At 40.5% G+C, this 20,741-nt stretch carries 12 protein-coding genes; 1 reads left to right on the forward strand and 11 read right to left on the reverse strand.

What is annotated here, in order from left to right; genetic code table 11:
- Position 1: 1 nt before the first annotated feature.
- The 4 genes from ACRD6K_RS16515 to ACRD6K_RS16530 all read right to left on the reverse strand — a co-directional run bounded on the left by ACRD6K_RS16515 (position 2) and on the right by ACRD6K_RS16530 (position 7,347).
- Positions 2 to 3,412 carry a TonB-dependent receptor gene (locus ACRD6K_RS16515; RefSeq protein WP_430974169.1) on the reverse strand — a complete coding sequence of 1,137 codons (3,411 nt, stop codon included), beginning with the start codon at positions 3,410 to 3,412 and terminating at the stop codon, positions 2 to 4.
- Between the two features lie 195 nt (positions 3,413 to 3,607).
- Positions 3,608 to 4,660, reverse strand: a complete 1,053-nt coding sequence (locus tag ACRD6K_RS16520; RefSeq protein ID WP_299583069.1) for a FecR family protein — start codon at positions 4,658 to 4,660, stop codon at positions 3,608 to 3,610.
- A 361-nt stretch (positions 4,661 to 5,021) separates the two neighbouring features.
- A complete protein-coding gene (locus ACRD6K_RS16525) occupies positions 5,022 to 5,606 on the reverse strand; it encodes an RNA polymerase sigma factor (protein WP_430974170.1) in 585 nt (194 codons plus the stop codon).
- A 340-nt stretch (positions 5,607 to 5,946) separates the two neighbouring features.
- Positions 5,947 to 7,347, reverse strand: a complete 1,401-nt coding sequence (locus tag ACRD6K_RS16530) for a sulfatase (RefSeq protein ID WP_430974171.1) — start codon at positions 7,345 to 7,347, stop codon at positions 5,947 to 5,949.
- Positions 7,348 to 7,746: 399 nt separating this feature from the next.
- Between ACRD6K_RS16530 and ACRD6K_RS16535 the strand changes: the two genes are divergently transcribed.
- Complete coding sequence (locus ACRD6K_RS16535) at positions 7,747 to 8,070, forward strand: hypothetical protein (RefSeq protein ID WP_430974172.1); 324 nt, start codon at positions 7,747 to 7,749, stop codon at positions 8,068 to 8,070.
- Positions 8,071 to 8,575: 505 nt separating this feature from the next.
- Here the strand turns inward: ACRD6K_RS16535 and ACRD6K_RS16540 are convergent.
- From ACRD6K_RS16540 to ACRD6K_RS16570, 7 genes are all read right to left on the reverse strand, one after another.
- Positions 8,576 to 10,117, reverse strand: a complete 1,542-nt coding sequence (locus ACRD6K_RS16540; protein ID WP_430974173.1) for a sulfatase family protein — start codon at positions 10,115 to 10,117, stop codon at positions 8,576 to 8,578.
- A gap of 348 nt (positions 10,118 to 10,465) precedes the next feature.
- Entirely contained in the window at positions 10,466 to 11,818 is a 1,353-nt protein-coding gene (locus ACRD6K_RS16545) for a hypothetical protein (protein ID WP_430974174.1), read from the reverse strand.
- 49 nt (positions 11,819 to 11,867) lie between these two features.
- The gene (locus tag ACRD6K_RS16550; protein ID WP_430974175.1) at positions 11,868 to 12,572 is read right to left on the reverse strand and encodes a T9SS type B sorting domain-containing protein; all 705 of its coding nucleotides are present in this window, start codon (positions 12,570 to 12,572) and stop codon (positions 11,868 to 11,870) included.
- 19 nt (positions 12,573 to 12,591) lie between these two features.
- Positions 12,592 to 14,037, reverse strand: coding sequence for a Gfo/Idh/MocA family protein (locus ACRD6K_RS16555; protein ID WP_430974176.1), 1,446 nt, complete (start codon positions 14,035 to 14,037; stop codon positions 12,592 to 12,594).
- A gap of 11 nt (positions 14,038 to 14,048) precedes the next feature.
- A complete protein-coding gene (locus tag ACRD6K_RS16560) occupies positions 14,049 to 15,182 on the reverse strand; it encodes a Gfo/Idh/MocA family protein (protein WP_430974177.1) in 1,134 nt (377 codons plus the stop codon).
- A gap of 427 nt (positions 15,183 to 15,609) precedes the next feature.
- Positions 15,610 to 17,343 (reverse strand): RagB/SusD family nutrient uptake outer membrane protein, encoded by a 1,734-nt coding sequence (locus tag ACRD6K_RS16565; RefSeq protein WP_430974178.1) that lies wholly within the window; start codon positions 17,341 to 17,343, stop codon positions 15,610 to 15,612.
- Between the two features lie 12 nt (positions 17,344 to 17,355).
- The gene (locus tag ACRD6K_RS16570; RefSeq protein ID WP_430974179.1) at positions 17,356 to 20,718 is read right to left on the reverse strand and encodes a TonB-dependent receptor; all 3,363 of its coding nucleotides are present in this window, start codon (positions 20,716 to 20,718) and stop codon (positions 17,356 to 17,358) included.
- Positions 20,719 to 20,741: the final 23 nt, after the last annotated feature.

Consider the following 20,741-nt stretch of genomic DNA (forward strand, 5'->3'; position numbering starts at 1 on the left):
ATTAAAAGTTAACATTTACACCTAAAGCATACGTTTTGGTTATTGGATACACTTTACCAGCTCCCCACCATCCGTGAGTTAATTCGGGATCATACATTTCGGGTAAAGAAGATATGGTAAAGAGGTTTTCGCCAGTTACAAAAACTCGAATTTTGCTAATAAAACCGATATCATTCATAATACTGCGAGGTAAAGTATACCCCAGCTGAATATTCTTAAGTCTCAAATACGCCCCATTCTGTAAATACTTCGTCTGCGGATACTGGTTTTTATGGATCTCCCGACTGTTGTATGGCTTCGGATAGTAGGCATCGGTATTATCAGGTGTCCAGAAATCAAGCTGAGGCTCGTACAAATTCGATCCAAAACCTCCGGTAAACCCCCAGAATAATACACCTCCATTTCCATGATTACCTACCCAAAGGTCACGTTTTGCTGTGCCTTGTAAAAAGATTCTAGCATCAAAGCCTTTCCAGCTTGCTGTTCCATTAAGTCCAAAATTAAACCGAGGGGTAGAGTTTCCGATAACCTTTCTGTCTCCCGGGTTATCCAGCGTTCTCGGATTATCCCCCGAGCTTTCTCCCCAATCAACAGTTCCATTACCATCTAAGTCGCGATATTGAATATCTCCCAGAGACCAGTTTCCCCAAAACAAAGATTGATCAGGCATATTGGCTAGCTCTTCTTCTGTCTGAATAATTCCAACAGTCTCCATTCCCCAAATCTCTCCAATTTCCATTCCTTCGTAGTAAGTCGAAAGCAATTTAGTTGGATTATTGTATTTCAGCACTTTTGATTTGTAGTCGGAAAGGACGAAAGACAAACTGTAATCGAACTCTTTTCCAATACGATCTTTCCAGCCTAAGGTCAGTTCAAACCCTTTTGTTTCAAGGTCTGCATTATTTTTGGTCGGAACGGATGTCCCCAACACAGAAGGTAAAGCTTCTGCGGGTCCAATCATATCTGTTGTTACCCTTCGGTACCAATCGAAAGAAGCTGTTAAACGATTCCCCAACAATGCGGCATCAAAGCCAACATCAAAGGTGGTAGCCACTTCCCATGTTAAACTCTCACTAACCAAACCTGGAGTTCCTAGGTAATTCGGGAGCTTTCCATCAATGATATAGGGGTACTTTGTTCCAATTCCAATCGTACTCAGGTATAAGTAATTTGCGACATTCTGGTTCCCTAACGAACCATAAGATGACCTTAACTTGAAGGAATCTACAAATTCTAAATTCCAATAATTTTCTTTCGCCATATTATAGGCTACCGAAACTGAAGGGAACAAGCCAAAGCGGTCTCCCTCGGGAAATTTCGAGGTACCATCGTACCTGGCATTAAACTCAATCAAATATTTCTCCTTAAAATTGTATTTTAAGCGGGCAAACGTGCCCATGGTTGCCCACTGTGAAAGGTTCTCTGCCAAGTCGGTATCGCCAACACCAACCGCAATAGAAGGGATATCATGAGAAATTAGATCCCTCTTCAGTCCATATAACCTTTTATAATTATTCTCCTCAACCTGCTGCCCCAAAAGCACATAAAAAGAGTGTCCTCCTAATTCCTTCGTATAAGAAGTATAGAAGTTAAACGAATTGTACTCGGTTGTCGCGAACTGCGTTGAGTAAGCATCCAAGTGGCTGGTATAAATAGGTTGCTCATCAATCGTATACTCCCAAACATGAGGCATTGCGTGCGTAGATTCACGGTAAATATGATTTCGGTAGGTGTAATCGAAATTGATTTTCCAATCTTTTATTGGCTCTAACTCTAAAATACCACTAAGACTAAATTCGTCATTATTGTGATTGGTTCTTCCTGCAGTTTGCTTTCCCAAATGTGCTGTTGCAGCTAAATGTCCATTCGGATCATAGAGCGACCAGTTGGGAAATCGAGTAGTTGCCAGGTGCGCCCAATTTCCGATATCACCGTTATAGCCATCAGATGGCTTATCCAAGTAGGTTTTGTAATAACGGGTTCTCAAATCCACCCGCATCCAATCTGTCGGTTCTGTATGAATATTGGAGGTCAGGTTGTATCGATCAAAATCTTCGTTGGCATAGCGCAGAAAACCTCCTTCAGTATAATAACCGCCTCCAATGTAATAGGTAACATTCTCTCCGCCACCACTAATGCCAACATTGTGCTTTTGGTTCGATCGGTTGTTTTTAAAGAAAGCTCTCCACCAGTCAACATTGTCATTATCTAAATTGGCATATGACCAATGATTGGCTTTATTCGGATCAGGGACATTGGACGGATAATTCTCCGGATCAGCGATATAGTTTTTGATTCGTTGAATATGTTCCTCGGTAAACATTGGTGATTGTCCCGAATTCGCTGAAGCAATATTATAAGATTCAGCAAAATCAAGAGAATTAACTTGGTTAGGCGTATGTGTAGGATTACTAAAACCAAAAGAATTATTGTAGGTAATCGAAATCTTTTCGTTTTTATCTCCTTGCTTCGTTGTAACCATAATCACCCCATAGGCAGCCCTTGCTCCATAAATAGCTGCAGATGCCGCATCTTTCAACACGGTAAAGGTTTTGATGTCCGATGGGTTCAAGTCCGTTATGTTGTCAACTGGAATTCCATCAACAACAAAGAGTGGACCTCCTCCATTAATACTTGTCGTTCCCCGAATGTTATAGCTAGGTCCTGCACCTGGCGCACCATCAGTTGTCGCAACATTCAGGTTAGCCACTTTTCCCTGAAGAATCTGTCCAATATTTGATACCGGCCGGTCTTTTAGTTCTTCTTCTCCAACCTGAGCGACCGCCCCCGTAACATTTACTGCTTTTACCGTTCCATACCCAATTGCTACAACCTCCTCAATTCCAATCGCATCTTCTGCCATCGTCACATTAACAGTCATTTGATTCCCAACAACAATTTCCTGCGCCTGCATTCCTACAAAAGAAAAAATCAATACGCCTGTGGAGGGGATATCATCAATCGTGTAGTTTCCGTCAAAATCGGTAACTGTTCCCTGAGTGGTTCCTTTCACCAACACGGTTACTCCGGGAAGGGGTTGACCATTTTCATCCACCACCTTACCTGCTACAGTTCGCTTCTGTTGCATTCCCAGCCAATCAGCATCTTTCGAATCAGGTTTGAGAATGATTTGTCGGTCGTTAATGACAAAAATCGTTTCTGTTCCCTGAAAAATATCGGCCAACACCTCCTCTATTTTCTTGTTATTCAAATCGACATTAATCTGTCGGTCAACATCAACAAGAAGGTTGCTGTACAAAAAATAAAACTCACTGCTTTTTTCAATTTCGATTAAAGCATCTTTTACCGTGGAATTAGTCAGTCTTAATGAGAGCAGCTTATCTTGCGAATAGCTACTAATAGCAAAAGTCTGGCTAATTAAAATAGTCATTAATAATACGAATAGTTTCATAATCCGTGTAATTTTCCGGACTTGACAAATAGGCAGAACCAAGCCAAACCGGTTTCGATTTTTTTTCATAATTTTGTGATCGTTAGAATTTTACAATTTTTTCCAGAAGATTGTCTAATTAACTAATTGCAAGGGGGATGTTCCAGCATCCTCCTTTTTAGTTTTTTTAATTCCTTTCCGTATTTACATAGGCTCCTAGTTTTTATGTTTTGATATTCGATATTGTGCATTATGTATTGATTTATCATCTGTGGATTTTATTCGCTTACTCTCCAGATTCAAATCAGCAGCTTGCGTGATATAATCCAGCACCTGAGGTAAGGTTTCATGTTCAATGGTAAGTGTAAACGTGTGATTTGCCAGGCTACCATCGGGATCCACCAACTCAATATCTGCATGAAACCAGCGCTCCAGCCGTTGAACCACATCGGCCAAAGGATCATTTCTAAAAATCAGTTTTCCTTCAGTCCAGGCAGTGTATTTCTCCACATCCACTTTTTGTTTGACCAACTCTCCCGTTTGCTTCGTATAAACAAGCTTTTCGGTTGGAAGCAACCTAATCTCCTGCCCTTTTTCAGTAAGGAAATGGACTTCTCCTTCCTCCAGGACTAACGACGAATAAGCATCCTCTTCATAGGCAGATAGGTTAAATCGCGTTCCGGTTACTTTCACTTTTCCGGCTTTTGTTTTCACATAAAACGGATTGCTTTTGTCTGACACAACATGAAAGTAGGCTTCTCCAATCAACTCCACTTCGCGATTTTTTCCGGAGAAATAGCTTGGGTACCGCAATATGGTTCCTGCATTTTGCCACACTTCGGTTCCATCGGGTAAAGTTGTTCTAATCTTTGATCCGAAAGGCGTTGCCAGTTCAACCATGGTTGCTGGCTGCTTACTTTTTAGTTTATCCACAGTCAGCCAAAGTGTTCCAAGCAATAAGGGAATAAATAAAATGGCTGCAGCCCGCACAAAATAATTTTTCAGGCTTCTTAGAATGGGTGCTTTAGAGCGAGGTTTTGCCGTAATCAACTGCTGATGGATAAGCGCTAACATCTCATCCAGCTCTTCTTTTTCCAGTTCATTTTTATAGGACGATTTATTTTTCCAATACGCATAAAGCGCGCCTTCAACTTGTTGATGATCCCCATCTTTATTTAAAAGATGAATGAGCTCGTCCAGTTCTTCCGTGCTGCAGTTGTCTTCCAGATACTTCTGAATTAAAGTTGTTATTTCATCTTTTTTCTTCATTGATTGAAATTATTTGTGATCATCTGTGACAAACCTTTTTTTTCGATGCATGGTTCTTCAAAATACTTCTTCTTGTTTGATGCTTTTATCCAACTCGTTTTCGGCATGCTGTTGTTACTTTAGATCTTCATTCTAAGCCCGGTCAAAAGCATTACGCAAAAACGTGGTCTACCCCCCAAAAGAAATTATTATTTTTTTGAAAATTCCTGACATTAGGCCTCAAGAGCCAAGACAAGAAGACAATAGCTATTAGACATTAGATTTTCGGACAATTGCAATCTTGAAAACTAAACCCCTCCATTGACAGATCACTTCCCTTCACTCGTGATGACGATAGTATTTGAAAACCGAAAACTGACTATCAACTGAACAAAGCCATAAAAAGTAACACCAATAGACTATTGGAATCAATATGAGCACGAAGATGCCTTAAGGTCAAATTGATTTGGTTTTCAACCGTTTTCGTGCTTAACCCCAACTTTGATGCTATTTCCTTGTGGCTTAGCCCATCCTCCCGGCTCATCTTATAAATCTGTTGACGTTTTTCAGGCAATTCGGCAATTAAGCGCTGAACTTCCTCATTCAACTCCTGAAACTCCACCATGATTGCTGATTCAGAGCTGTTCAGGCTAAAATAATATTTCAGATAAGACTGAAATTCTGTTTCTTTTACCCTTTTGCGAAAAAGGTCAATAATTAGGTTATGGGAAATTGTAAACAGAAATGATTTTAATGAATGCGAAGTATCTATCTCAGCTCGTCGACTCCAAATTTTCAAGAAAGTCTCTTGCACAATTTCTTTCGAATCCTCCTTGTTTTTCAGCATTGAAAATGCAAAGCCATACAACCGCTGGCTGTAGAGCTCGTAGAGTTCATCAAAAGCTTTGATCTCACCACCACGAATTCGGGTTGCTAGTTTTTGAAGTTTATCCGGCGAAATTTCCATCTTTTTTCAAATAAGAGACTAGCTGTTAGACACTAGACTTTAGGTTTTTAGATATCCATCAATAGTTTTCAGTCTTAGCCTGCTCCTTCCTTTCATTATCGGGCTTCTGGTGCGACAAAAAACTATTGTCATGGAACTTTTGAACTGATAAAATTAGAAAAAAACTGAAAGATTAATCAGATCGTTTTTTTCATTGACAATTTCCAGGGGGGCGAATTACTAGAGTCCACGTTCTAGCGTCTAATATCTAACATCTAGAATCTTTACTTCTTTTTAAGATATAGACTTGCTCACGCTCGCATATACTATCGTTAAGCGGAATTAATATCCCAATGACATCTCATTCTGGTTGACTTAACTGGTAGGTTCTATCGTACAAGTTTAGTTGATTCGCTCGCCACTCAGCTCCTTCCAGAAATACCGGATGCGGTTGAGCAACATCCCAAGTCCCCAGTTTCTTTAGCAATGCCTTTGTCAATTCGATATTTTCAAGCGCAAGATCATGTTGTTCGGATAAATCCTCTTTCAAATTATACAAGACAGGAAAACGATCAGGCAGTCGAATCAGCTTCCAGTCTCCTTCCCGAATAACAGCACTAATGGTAAACCGCCAGTTAAAAGAATCATGCGGCTTCCCATCAATCTCTCCTTTGATGTAGGGCAAAAGATTAACGCCATCAAATTGGTCTTCCTCCGTAGTTTTGCCGCCTGCCAATTCAAAAAAAGTAGGAGCTAAATCCAGCGAAATAACAGGATCTGCTGACACAGTCCCTGCAGGAATAGTGTTCTTCCAGTTCATAATAAACGGGGTTCGGATACCGCCTTCCAGTAAGATTCCTTTTTGCCCGTTAAATGGGGCATTGATTGAAGCATTGGAATTCGTAGGCCCTCCATTATCGCTGATAAAAACAATCAAGGTATTATCGGCTATTCCGTTTGACTCAACAGCATCCATAATTCGTCCCACGTTTACATCCAGGCGATGCACCATGGCGCAATAGGTTCGTCGCTTTTGATTTTCAATGTGCTGATATAATTCCAAATCTGCTTTGGTAGCCTGCATGGGCGTATGAGGTGCATTAAACGAAGCAAACAGAAAAAAAGGCTCGTCCTTATGACGCCCGATAAAATCAACACATTCGGCCCCCTTGTCGTCCGTAATGTAGGTAATTGCTGATGGTTCTTTATAATTACATTCAATCGGGCTTTTATAACCTTTTCCATCCGGTTCTGAAGTGAAGTAGTCATGACCGCCGCCGGTATAGCCCCAAAATTCGTCGAAGCCTCGTTTTAAGGGGTGGAAATGAGGCTGACCGCCGAGGTGCCATTTCCCCACCAGACCATTGATATACCCCAGGGAATGTAAGCGATCGGCAATGGTCTTTTCGCTCAAAGGCAAGCCCAAAAACGCCTCATCAAAACCGGGCTGATTACCTCCAATATTATTGTCGTGTCCAAATGAGACCTGGTTTCTCCCGGTTAATATTCCTGCCCGCGAAGGGCTGCAAACCGGCGATGAAACATAGCCCTGCGAAAAGACAGCTCCATGGGCTGCCAACCGATCGATGTTGGGCGTTTTAATCTGCGTACTTCCGGTAAAGCCCAAATCACCGTAGCCCAAATCGTCAGCTACAATCAGAATGAAATTGGGAGGTTGCTGCAAGGTATTTTCCTGTGCTGTTGAATGTGAAAAGCAAAGGCAAGACAGGCCTGACAGACCAATGAGCGTTTTAAAATCCATAGTTTTAGTAGTAATTAAGTGTCTATTTAGATCCTCTAAAGCTAGCCAAAATCATTAAAATAGCTCATTCGATTTTCAGATTTCAGACTGCCAGATGTGTGTAGCCCCTTAATCCCGTGCCGTGTCAAGACTCCATTTTCAGTTTTGAATGCTCCAAAACAGTTTGCCCATTATGAATAATATTCATAATTTGTGGATTAGTTAAAAATAACGGCACGATTAGCCTCGTTTATCGTTTCAATTTTTAATCAGCTCTGTTCACATACCAAGGCATTGGTATGTACTCCGCCTTTCATAAGACCGGTTGATAAAGAGGCCGCCCCTCGGCCTTCGAAACTTCGGGCGGCCCACAGTTAACAACGAAATTCTTCGTTACTCTAACCGCCTAAATTAATCATTATGGCAACACTTAATGAAAAAGAAAGTCGTGATTTTGTTTCGCAGGTCATTGTCATGGTCGATCAAAATGCCAGCATGCTTACCGATGCGGGGTACGATCCGACCGCGCGCTCTGCCGAGCTGAAAACAAAACTGCAAACAGCCGACGAAGCCGAGGGAGAACAACAAAAAGCCCAGGCCATTGCGCTTGATGCCACCAAACATGCGAATGCTACGCTTAAAGTTGCTTACGACGAGGCATCGGCTTTCATAAACCTGATTGAAGGTTTACTGGGGAAGGACAACAGTTTGGTGCATCAATTGCGCCAGCTACGCAAAAAGTAATTTTGCAATCGTTAAAAGTTCCGCTTCCAAACTGAGGCGGAATTTTTTTTGCCCCGTTGCTCCCAACTAAACCCTCTGTTTTCAGCATAAGAAGAGGAAAGTCATCTTCCATCAGCGAATGATCCTACCCCATCCGATGGAGGCTATCTGGTATAAGATGATGACGCTACCCCGTCAGCGAGGCATTCTCTGGTAGAAGATAATGGCTATCTTATGGAAGATGATGATTCTACCCCGCCCGATGGAGGCTATCGGGCACAAGATGATGACGCTACCCCGTCAGCGAGGCATTCTCTGGTAGAAGATGATGACTATCTTATGGAAGAGAATGGCTCTACCCTTAAAGCAAAAAGCGCCCAAAGCCTATGGGAATCGGGCTTTGGGCGCTTTTGTTGTTGACATTGGGATGTTTTAATTCATCTTGCTTGTAAATGAATTGGAAAGCCTGCTCCCAGCGCTACAGGCAGGCGAAAAAGCTTGGAAAATGACCTTTCCTAAAACTTAACTATAGCTCATCGTCCAAGATCTCTTGATACTTAGTGGTAAGTTCCTTTACTTTTTCCACCTCTTCTTCGGCAACATTAACCTTTTGACCAATATCGCTGGCCAGATTGTAAAGCTGCACGTCGGTGTCGAAACCTGTTTCATTTTTCACTCCCCATGGCACCATTTTGGGCCCTTTTTGTGGAAGAATTAACGACCAGTCGCCATTACGGTATGCCGTGGTCCTCATTCCCTGAACAACCAGGTCTTCACGTCCTTTCTCCGTCTTTCCTAACAAAGCAGGAAGGATATTTTCGCTATCTTTTGTTTCAATTTGAATCCCCAATAACGAAGCAAAAGATGCCAGGAAATCCATTTGGCAAACCATGGCATCAGAAACCCCTGGTTTTACCTGTCCTGGCCAGCGCACGATAAATGGAACACGCGTACCACCATCATACAAACTGTATTTTCCGCTGCGTAAAGGTCCAGCAGGCGTGTGATTTCCCATTAAGGTTTCGGATTCATCGTGATAACCGTCATCGGCAACCGGCCCATTATCGCTCGAAAATATGACAATCGTGTTTTCGTCAAGCCCATTTTCTTTCAGGGTCTTCATAAACTCTCCAATGCACCAATCTGCTTCAACAATGACATCTCCTCTTGGTCCGAGTCCTGACTTTCCAGCAAACCGAGGATGAGGAACACGGGGAGCATGAGGCTGATGCAAGGCATAATAGAGGAAGAAAGGTTCGTCTTTATTTAACTCAACAAATTTTTGAGCACGCACCAGAAAAGTATCTGCCATGTTCTCATCAATCCATCGGGCACTTTCGCCGCCCTTCATAAAACCAATCCGACCAATACCATTCACAATCGAATTATCATGTCCATGACTTGATTTCATTTTGATCAACTCCGGATTTTCGGGGACCGATGGTTCCCCCTCAAAATTCTCCCTGTAATTAACTTCAATCAGATCATTTTGATCCAAGCCAACCACATGGCCTCTTTCCAGAAAAACCGTTGGAACACGGTCATTGGTTGCAGCCATGATGAAGTCGTAGTCGAACCCCACTTGCCGTGGCCCGGGCTTAACTTCTTCATTCCAGTTAATGCTTCCCTCGCCTAATCCCAAATGCCATTTACCGACAATCCCCGTCCGGTATCCGGCCTCTTTCAGCATCGATGGAAGGGTTACACTGCCCGGCTCAATTAACAACGGCGCATCGCCAGGGAGTACCTGAGCGCGCTTATTGCGCCACGGATATTGCCCGGTTAACATACCATACCGACTGGGCGTGCAGGTAGCCGAAGTACAGTAGCCCTGCGTAAACCTTACCCCCTCGCCTGCCAGCTTATCAATATTGGGCGTTTTTAGTTCTGTTGCACCATAACAACTGACATCACCATAACCCAAATCATCCGCATAGATAATAACGATATTGGGCGTTTTTCGCGAACTAGTTTCGGATTGACTTCCCGGAGTGCAGGAAGGTGCAAGCATTAAACTTGCCATAGAAGCTGAAACCAGCCCCGGAATCTTTTTTCTTAGTGTATTCATGAGTAGCGTTTTATCAGGTTGCTGTCCCTGGAAGAGAATTGTTTAGTCAATGACTCTCTTTCCGACAGCATAATTTCAAAGGCTTAAAGCTATAAAAAAACGAATAAAATTTGAGAAGGAGGGAGATATACATGTATCGGTAAAGGCCGAATAACAAAATGTATTGGAAAGCCTGCTTTCCACAAGAAAAAGGCAGGAAAAATTAGGGAGAAAAAAGTTACTTTACCCTTAAGCGTAAAATCTTACGCAACAGTTCTTGCGTTCATGTTGCCTTTATGAGCCGAAAACTCTTCTCTGGATATATACACATCATCCCAAAATAGATAAATACCCTAAAAATCAAGACTTTCAAAAAATATATTTCAATGACAACAATGTTCTAAGATTTAGGACTGATTTAGCACTGGTTGCCCCCCCCCTCTTATCTCCATTTACTATTCCATACCCCGCCGTAGTCAATTCTCCTTCCATTGAAATAGTTACCGGGAGATTATTATAAAGTATCCGGGGGGCCAGACGATACACCGTGTCGATATTAGAACCTCTTGAATAGAAAGGGCCTTCAACAAAATCTCTAGCCCCCATATTCTTGCTAAAACCGCCAAATATTCCGGCAATGAACTTCCCTTCGTTGGTTTGGATATCTGTCCAAACTGATGCTGTGTTTAGATTCATAAAGTTCTTTTCAGCTGTTTCCTTACTGATAACTTCTTTTACTACATACCCCCCTAGCATAAGCAAGTCATAAGTATTTTGGCCGTATACTACTTGTGTTGTAATAGTTAAGTGTTTTGTTCGTGCAAACACAAAGCCTGTATATGAAATGCTACTCAACGATGTATTCGTTGAGAAAATTTCTTCAGCATCATTTTCAGTAGACAATTCCGGAACTATTTTTTTGAAGTCAATTCCAGTGCCTGCTTTTACACAAGAGCAATTTGACCCGTATTGCACTTGGAAATGGATATTGGGAAGCCCAGAGTTTCTTAAGTATTTTGAACTCGGGCCATCAGGTCCTGTCCCGGAAAAATCTCTTTGAGAGAGCAAACTTCCAATAAAATTTAATTTGCCCCAGGATTGTAAAAGTCTTATTTGCGGATTACGGGACATAGGGTGAAATGGCGCTCCTGCACTAAACGCCACTGTGGCAGGGAAAAAACCAGGGATTGACATGGGGTGCCAATATTGTCCTGCCAATAAATTGGTCTTCCCCCAGTCAAATTTCACATATGCATTAAACAGCCGAAAGCCATTTAAATCACTAAAATTTTTGTTCTCATTTCCGTAAAAATCTGCCTCGACTAAGCCACTTGTTCGAACATTTAACAACGTAGGCCCAGCAATATTGCACCTTAGCCTACAATGGATGGAAAGCATATTCAAGCTATTTCTGGCGTTGATGTCGTTGCTGTTTTTATCGAGAAAGATATTTTCAGGATACAAAACGACCAACCCTTCCCGAGCATTTACGGTTTGACGGGTATCAGAAAAAATGTCATATTTTATAAACCCGGAAAATTTAAATTCATTATGTAGCTTTTCTGGACTATTGCCGTAACAGGTATAGCCATTAAAAACTATTAAAAGAAAAATTCTCAGTAGGGCGTTTTTCTTTTTTATCAAATACCAGAGATAACTTAACCCAATTCTTAAAATGCCTTTTTTATTTCGGGCTTTATCAGGTTTTTGATAATGCTTCATTGTATTGCACATAACTATTGTTTGCTTGATTTGCTTCTGAATGAAGCGACTACAAAATTCTTGGATTAGGTCTTACAACTGCGATTGATATATCATCAAAAACCTCCAGTGCCGTTGTTATTCCTTTCGGCGGTTGGATACTATTCCCCTCCTTTGTTAAAGTACTTATTCCTATAACTTTGGGGGTAACTGATTTACCCAAATCTGCCTCAATATATGCTTTGTAAAGCAGTGCTGGTTGCCCATTGCCTGACTCATCTGTTATTCTCTTTGTTTCATCATACTCGGGATAACTATCATTATAGTCCCCTGCCAGATTCATCTCTATCCAACAATTCCATTTGCTTCCGGGAGCAACTCTGACTTTTGTTATAAAATAGCCTGGAGCAGGCGTTGCCCCTGAAACTGCGTCTACATCTGATACCTCTTCGATTGGTTGTTGTTCTGTTTTAGTTATTTCATCCCACCTGGGCAATGCTGATGGAACTTCGACTTTCCCTTCCCAGTCTTCTTCACCGGCCCTTTGGGTCACAAAAATTGTTTTTAGCTCTTTAGATTCTACATTCTCAATCCATATGGCAAATGTTGGCGATTCTCCGAATACTGACTGCCTAACCAATTGTTCATTAATATGTATTTTGAATTCTAAATCAGTCTTTCCCCAGGTGCGTGCATAAGCGTATAAAACCAAGCAGCCGATGATTAACAGTCCCGTGGTTAGTACAATTATAACCTTGTTTTTATTTAATTTCATTTGATTGTTAATAAGTGAATTAAACCTCTGTTGGAATTTCGAAACCTTTACGGTAGTGACAGCTAATCATTTCTTGTGCCTTACTGTCATTCAATATTGTCTCGCTTTGAGGAGAAAAGCGTAGTTGTTTAGATCCTGTCCGGTAGGATAGATTGGCAAGGTGTATCAAAATGGAACTATTATGGCCTTCTACAATATTACTGTTGGGTTGTTTTCTGGTTCTGACGCAATCAAGAAAATTCAACAAATGCGCCTTCAAGGGATAATAAGAGGTTTGTCCAGCAACAACTTCACCTCCTTTATCAAAAACCTGCCAACCGCCCCCCATGCGTCCAACGTACATCATTCGCTTTGTTCCTATTATTTCCACGTGGGTCCCGTTGTGGCTCCAATTAGGAAATTCATTCCCATACCGAATTTCGGGGCCAGATTTTCCAAGGTAAGAAACACAGTCTCCTGCTTGAAGTGTCATTACATAATTGTCACAATCAAAGTAGGCCAATTGATAGTCCGGAACATCTCTATCGTCATTAAAAAAGTATCTTCCACCTGTGCAGTATACCGAAGATGGTAATCCTGGATTATCTAATACTAGCCTAGCTAGGTCCAACTGATGGATTGCTTCATTGCCCATGGCATTCCCGCTACCGTAATCCCAGTAATAGTGCCATGATTTATTCCTTGAAACGCTATATGGTGCCTTAGGAGCCGGCCCCAGCCACAAATCCCAGTCGATAGTGTTTGGTGCAACTGTTTCATCTTTCTTTGTAAAAGGAATTGGGCCCGGCAACATGCTTTTAACATGGACGGCAACCAAATCGCCTAGTTCTCCGCTTTTGATATAATCTCTGGCTGTAAGGGCTTCAGGAGTACTCCTGTTAAATGTTCCACATTGCACTACTCTTTCGTATTTCATAGTAGCTTCAATCATTTTCTGGCCTTCAGTAATATTGTGGGATATGCATTTCTCGACATAAACATCTTTTCCAGCCTGGCAAGCCCAAATTGTGGCCAAGGCGTGCCAATGTTCTGGTGTTGCAATAAATACCGCATCAACTTCTTTGTCGTCAAATACCTTACGCATATCCCGAACCCGGATGGGTTTAAAACCTTGTTTCTTCTCCAGCTCAGAAATCGCATGCCCTCCTTTGGTGTCGTCAACATCGCAAATGTATTTTACAAGGATATTTTCTCCTGTTTCTGATGCCTGCTTGATTAATATTGACCCCCATAAACCAGCTCCAATCAGAGCAACAACTATCGAATCGCTTGCACTTTTCGGAGTCCCGCTACTAAATGATGTCTTAATTGTTTTTCGGTATGACGGTTCTTTTCCCAATGATAGATTAGAGGTCTCTGAATTTTCTGTAAACTCGCTTTCACTTTTTGAGCCTTTGCAAGAGGATGCTAATGCTAAACCCGCAGCACACGAACTTGCTAACACAAAAAACTTTCTTCTTTTCATATTGATAATTTTTAAAATTTTCTTTTTTTATGCCATTTTATATTTCCCGATGCAGCCATTAAAACTTCTTGTGTAAGGTAATCGTGTTCGTAACTATAAGGATTGTCGATTTCCCCCCTGATGATTTTGGCCAACTCCAAAAATTGGTCTTGATAACGATCTGTCTGTACGCCTAAGTCTACAATATGGGTTCCTTTGGAGTATTCTTCATTTCCGTCGCGCAGCGTTAACTGTATTTGTAATGGTTTCTCATCGAAACGCTCTAAAGGACTCAGTTCAACTGTTCCTTTGTTTCCGCATATTTTTAAGCGACGCTGTTTGATACCATCAGGTTTGAGATCACATGCAGAAACAGAAACAATGGTGTTGGTGTACTCAATAATCGCCGTACAATTATTTTTGGCGCCATTTGCTGCGCCTTTTGTTGACTTCAAAAACGAGGTAACTTTTTCTGGCCTTCCTAACATTGAAACGATAAAATCGATGTGGTGACAGCCAAGATTGAGCATTATTCCTCCCTCAAAATTGCTTAGAAATTGCTGATAGGAACTACCTCCATAGTCGTGGCACATATCTGCCTGGATCTCAAAAATATCTCCGAGCCAGTTTTTACGCACTGCTTTTTGGCAAAACAGGAAGGCAGGGTTGGTGCGAAACATGTATCCCATCTGGAAAGGAAGGTTTTGTTCTTTACAACCTTGCAATAATTTATGAAACAAATCAAGATCTTCTCCCCCGGGTTTATCCATGTGTATGGCCAAATTGTGGTCAGCACAACGAATTGCTGTAGCAACAAGGTCGGAATTAGAGGTCTCAACTGTAACAGCCTGAAGACCGGGAGTATTGAGTAATTCCTCTTCTGTCATCCATTTTAGCCCCTCGTATGGTTTGAGACTGTTTCCTGAAAATCGAGCTGCAGAAGAACTTCGATCATCTACTATCCCGACAATCTCAAATAAATCAGACAACTTCCTCAGTGAATTAATTTTTGAAGCATGTTCATGACAGATACCAATTTGTCCAATTTTTATTTTCTCGGCTTTTCTATTGTAGCTTTCTGATTGCGTACCAGAAAGTATTGTAGGAGTGATAATAATTCCTGCGTTACTCAAGGCTGTTGCCTTGATAAAATTTCTTCTATCCATGAATCAATTTTACATAAGTTTTTAAGGACTATTTTAGTGTTTTCTATTAATGGCTGTAGAACAGACCATTAAATACGAGTGATAAAATTTTATTTACCAGGTTTGAACTGTAGTCCAGATAAAATATTAAGTAGTCATTAATTAGAATTACAATGCGTTAAAGCCTTTAGAAAAAAGATTTTATATCATTGGTAATTATCGGTCAAGACTAATGAGACTGTCCAAAAGTAAATGAGATGATACCAAAACTTACAATCTAAATCAATAGAACGCAGACAACTCAGCTTTCACTGATTTTTGCTGTCTTTATCTGTGATAATCAAGCTCATCAGCGTTCCGCTTTCGCGTTTTGCCTTGTAAGTAATTAGTAAGTATGTTTCACTTTTAGTACAGCCCCATTAGGTCTAAATAACGCATTCAAGGCTGGTTAATAGCCCGGATTCTGTGTCAGATTTTTGTTAATTTCAATTTCAGATGAAGGAATTGGCCATAGGTATTGCTTTGATGCATCAAAAGATAGAACCGCCAATAGTTTAATCAATCCTTTATCATACATGGAGGTAAAATCAGGCAGCCCGTCTTCGTCAATTTCAGGCGTTTCAGGAAAAAACCACCCACCTGTATTCACAAGGTTTTCTCTTAAATCATCAGGATCAAGAAGACCATATCTGTTCTTTGTTAGTGCTTTTTCTGCTAACCTCCAGCGAATTAAGTCTGAATACCTTCTCCCTTCGAATGCAAACTCCATACGTCTTTCTATCCTCAGGAACTTTCTTAGCTCAGCTTGATTTGTGGTAGTTATTGCTGGATATAAGTTTGTTTCGGCAAAATGTACACCATAAGCACGGGCTCTTACTTTATTAATTGCATCCAACACTGACTGATCAATATCTCCCAACTCTATTTTAGCCTCAGCATACATTAACAGGACATCTGCATACCGTATTACTATATTATCCGGATCAGTTTCCAGGTCAAGCCAGTCCTGATCAATCTTTTTCTTCCAAACTAAACCATTGAAAGAACTATACATTAGAATTGCTCTGTTATCAGCATTGCTTACATATTCACCAGTACTGGTTTTTAAGGTTGTTAACGAATCGGGATGCGGCTGATAAATATATCCCAGCCATTCTGTACCAAACTCTACAATGGATGCAGTACAACGCGGATCTCGGTTTCTAAATGGTTTATGTGGATCAAATAAGGGAGATTCATCTACGGGCAATCCATCTGTGCACAGATAAGCACATAGCAAATCCCATGATGGACCTCCGTTGGCAAAACCTCCTGCTAACCGGGAGAGTGGTTCTTTACTTCTGCCTCCCTTGGGAATCATTACTCCCAACTCTGTTGATCTTGGGTTTCCAAATATTGTTTCAGCTGAATTCTTAGTAGAAGATAGAAACAACTCTCTATAATTTGGGTGCAGACTATAAATCTCTAAATCAATACACAATTTTGCTGTCTCCATAGCTGTTCTGTAATCTCCTGTATACAAAGCAATCCGTGCTTTCATTGCGAGTGCAGCACCTTTGGTTGCAAATTGATATTCATTGCTTCCATATACTTCGGGAAGATATTTAATTGCATAATCATAATCCGCATAAATTGAATCCAGAATGGTTTCCTTAGAAGTCTGTCCCAGCGAAAAAGCCTCCTCAATCGTTAGCAAATTTGTATAATACGGAACATCACCATAGTGAAAGATTAATTTTGAATATTGCCCAGCTCTTGCAAATTTTGCATTGGCTGCAAATTCATTCAATTTACCTTCTGTAATGTTGGAAGATGCTTTATCCAGATTCAGTAATATTCTATTAGCTGCTGCTATACATTTATAGGCATTGTTCCATGTCCAATTAACAAAATTGGTTTGGCTGGTTAGCGTTCCTCCATCAACAGCACTTGTTGTTGTTCTAGCAGTCCAATCATCGGTAAACCTGTCTGTCCATTCAAGAGAATATCCTGCGTTGCCCGAAGATATCCTGGTAAGTTCCGCATCCCAATAGTCGATATTGAATAACTCGGTCACAGCCATTTCTATTTCTTCTGGAGTAGAATACCAATTTTCGCTGGACCCCTCCGACAGTGGGCTTAAATTCAAGTCATTGCAAGAGTACGAGATAATTATTATAAGTAATATAGCTATTCGTTTCATAATAATTCACAATTAAAATTTTAAAGAAAAACCAAACACAAAAGATGATGTAATCCAATATCCGGATGCTTCAGGATCCCAATCTTTTGGATAATTATCAACCGAGAACAAATCAGAAATACTCGCATATATCCTTGCATTTTGAATACCGCATTTTTCCACAACTGCTTTAGGTAGATTGTAAGCCATGTTTATATTTTTAAGGCGAAGATATGCTCCGTTAAATAGCCAGAAATCGGAAGCTGAGTTATAATTATTCGCGGTGAAAATAGTATAGTCGTTTAATTTTGGATATTGCGCCTTTGCATTTTGTTCCGGAGTATTATATTGACTCCAATATTTATTAACAATCATCTCAGGAAACCCTCTGTAGCCTCTAACCCAATTGGATTGGATCATTGAATTTTGTTTTCCTACCCCCTGGATAACAACACCAAAATCAAAGCTTTTATAATTGATATTAATATTGCCACCATATAAGTATCGAGGTAGTGAACCTCCCAACAAAGATCGGTCATATTCAGACGAAATCTTTCCGTCGGGGACTCCATCTGGCCCACTTAAGTCAAGATACTTGATGTCTCCGGGTTTTATGTTTGAGTTAATTGTTGCAGAACCAGCTATTTCTTCATCGGTTTGAAATAGCCCATCTGTTTTGTAGCCATACCATTCGTTAAATTCACTACCTTCAAATTTTACTTGATTTCCCAAAAATTCGGTTCCTCCCAAGTCTCCCATTACAGATTTGAAATCGGATAGATTGAAGGAAACTGAATAATTTACTTCTCCAATTTTATCTCTCCAGCTAATTTCAATTTCCCAGCCTTTTGTATTCATTTTACCTGTATTTTGGCTAGGATTAGCTAACCCTATGTAGTTGGGAATTTCAAGATTAAGCAACATATCTTTTGTGATCTTTTTATAATAGTCGCCGCTAAATTTTAGTTTATTGTCTAAAAAGTAGCCGTCTATACCAACATCGTAAGATTCGGTTGTCTCCCAGGATATATCTTCAATCGCATATTGAGTTACAGCGGCAGTTTGAGCTGCAACAACACTACTGCCAGAGTAAGCTAATGCTGTATTATAACCTATGGTTGACTGATAGGGGTAGTAACTGCCAATACGTTCATTCCCCAATGTCCCCCATGATGCGCGGAGTTTTAGAAAAGACAGCCAGTCAAAACCTTTCATGAACGCTTCTTCTGACACCACCCAACCAGCGGAAAAGGATGGGAATAGGCCCCAGCGATGGTCTCTTGCAAATCTTGAAGAACCATCATAGCGAGCATTAGCCTGAAGAAAATAACGATTATTGAAATTATACATTATACGTCCAAAAAACGAACGATAAGCATATTCTGAAGCGCTCCCACTGGTGTACTGATAATTTTCATTACCCAGATTTATGTATGGAAATGAAGTTAATTGAAAATTTTTGCGGGTTGCCCCAAGCGATTCATTGACTATAGAGTATTCTTCCAATCCGCTCATTAAGTTCAAGTTATGCTTTCCTAGAGATTTTACATAATTTCCCAAAAATTGTAAAATCGTACTAATGTTATCATTCCTATATTCCGTTAGGTTAGTACTTGTTGCACCATTTATATAACCTGCTATATTTACCGGGTCATCAAAATTGGTGTAGCCTATTTGTTTGCTAAATTGTTTTGACTTACTATTATAAAACTGAGGAGAAAACACCCCGGTAAAAGTTAGTCCATAAAATGGCGTAAAATCAATAGCTAATTTTCCACTGATGGAACTACCTTTTGTCTTCGAAAAACCACCTAATTGCGAACGAGCAACAACGTTATGGCCTGATAAACCCGGGGCTACTCTTCCATCAGACCAAAAAGCAGCATAAATTGGCGCATTTCTATCATCTTGCGAAAAACTATAATTATAACCCGGATTTTCATTTATAGAATAAATACCGTTAAAATCAATGTTTGCTTTCAAGTATTTATTTAATGTTATGTCATTATTTGCGCGAAACATGAATCGCTCATAATTTCTTCCTTCATATAAGGCTTCGGCATTGTCATAACTTACTGATACATTAGATTTAATCTTTTCACTGCCTGCAACCATGTTCATTTTATGGCTCTGTCTCGGGGCAAAATCTTTCAGATATAACCCGATCCAATCTAAATCAGGGTATCTATCCGGATTTTCTGCATGTAATGCGTTATAATTTTCAACCAATTCTTGTGAATAAAGAGGGAACTCGGTGCCTTGATTGAAATTGTCATTCCATGTCTGCTCATTAGTCATCTTCAAATAGCTCGTTGCATCAACCATCTTCTGTTTTCGAGTTGGTTTGTCAATTCCATATTCATAACTATAGTCTAAACTCAATTGCCCTTTTTTTGCGCGTTTAGTTGTTACCAATATAACTCCAGCAGCAGCTCTTGAGCCATAGATTGATGCTGATGCGGCATCTTTCAGTACTGAAATACTTTCGATATCATTCGGGTTTACCCAATCCAGTGTACCTGGAATTCCATCGACAATAATGAGTGGATTACTGTCGCCAATTGTTGTAATACCACGCACTCTAATTGTTGTGCTAGCATCAGCTGCACCACCTGACCTGGTTACCATCAAGCCTGGAATTGCGCCTTGCAGTGCCTGGGATGTTCTCAATGCTTGTTTCCTTTCTGATATTACTTCACCGGCGACGGTTGCTACAGCACCGGTTAAATCTTGTTTTTTTGCAGTACCATAACCAATGGCAATAACCTCTTCAATGCCAATGGCATCCTCTTTCATGGTTACATTGATTAGCGTATTCTTCGCAACCAGAATTTCTTCCGTTCTCATCCCCACAAAAGAAAAAACTAAAACCCCTTCTGCTGGAACACCAGCAATTGCATAATTTCCATCAAAGTCCGTAATGGTTCCGTCTGTTGTTCCTTTGATGAGTACCGTCACCCCGGGCAGTGGTTGACCACTAGCGTCCGTCACTTTTCCGGTGATCCTGCGTTTCTGCTGTACCGAGAATTCACTTGTTTGTGATTTTATAATGACATTTTTACCAACAAACTGAGAACTGATAGACAAATTTTTCTCAAAATAGTCTAAAACTTCTTCGAGTGTTTTATTCTTAAACTCGACATCTACCAATTGCGTATCATCCACTTCTTCTTTATTGTAAAAGAAATAGACATCCGATTTCTGCTCAATGGCATCAAAAACCTCAGCAATCGTAGCCTTAGTCATTTTGAGATTGAGTTTGGCATTTTGAGCATTCACTCCGGCAGCCACTGGAAAAACCGATATGAGCAATAGAAATAAGTTTAGCCTCATAATTAATCTCAGTTTTTTGAGCGCAGGCATACCACCACCGCTCGAACATGGAATTTTTTTCATAAATTTGATTGTTAATCGTTAAA

Origin of the sequence: Sunxiuqinia rutila (assembly GCF_050589705.1) — a bacterium.
Classification (GTDB): domain Bacteria; phylum Bacteroidota; class Bacteroidia; order Bacteroidales; family Prolixibacteraceae; genus Sunxiuqinia; species Sunxiuqinia rutila.

Bases quoted from the DNA above. Each gene is read 5' to 3' on its own strand.
- ACRD6K_RS16550 (WP_430974175.1), bottom strand. From the start codon at position 12,572: ATGAAATTAAATAAAAACAAGGTTATAATTGTACTAACCACGGGACTG.
- ACRD6K_RS16560 (WP_430974177.1), bottom strand. From the start codon at position 15,182: ATGGATAGAAGAAATTTTATCAAGGCAACAGCCTTGAGTAACGCAGGA.
- ACRD6K_RS16555 (WP_430974176.1), bottom strand. From the start codon at position 14,037: ATGAAAAGAAGAAAGTTTTTTGTGTTAGCAAGTTCGTGTGCTGCGGGT.
- ACRD6K_RS16525 (WP_430974170.1), bottom strand. From the start codon at position 5,606: ATGGAAATTTCGCCGGATAAACTTCAAAAACTAGCAACCCGAATTCGT.
- ACRD6K_RS16565 (WP_430974178.1), bottom strand. From the start codon at position 17,343: ATGAAACGAATAGCTATATTACTTATAATAATTATCTCGTACTCTTGC.
- ACRD6K_RS16520 (WP_299583069.1), bottom strand. From the start codon at position 4,660: ATGAAGAAAAAAGATGAAATAACAACTTTAATTCAGAAGTATCTGGAA.
- ACRD6K_RS16545 (WP_430974174.1), bottom strand. From the start codon at position 11,818: ATGAAGCATTATCAAAAACCTGATAAAGCCCGAAATAAAAAAGGCATT.
- ACRD6K_RS16570 (WP_430974179.1), bottom strand. From the start codon at position 20,718: ATGAAAAAAATTCCATGTTCGAGCGGTGGTGGTATGCCTGCGCTCAAA.
- ACRD6K_RS16515 (WP_430974169.1), bottom strand. From the start codon at position 3,412: ATGAAACTATTCGTATTATTAATGACTATTTTAATTAGCCAGACTTTT.
- ACRD6K_RS16540 (WP_430974173.1), bottom strand. From the start codon at position 10,117: ATGAATACACTAAGAAAAAAGATTCCGGGGCTGGTTTCAGCTTCTATG.
- ACRD6K_RS16535 (WP_430974172.1), top strand. From the start codon at position 7,747: ATGGCAACACTTAATGAAAAAGAAAGTCGTGATTTTGTTTCGCAGGTC.
- ACRD6K_RS16530 (WP_430974171.1), bottom strand. From the start codon at position 7,347: ATGGATTTTAAAACGCTCATTGGTCTGTCAGGCCTGTCTTGCCTTTGC.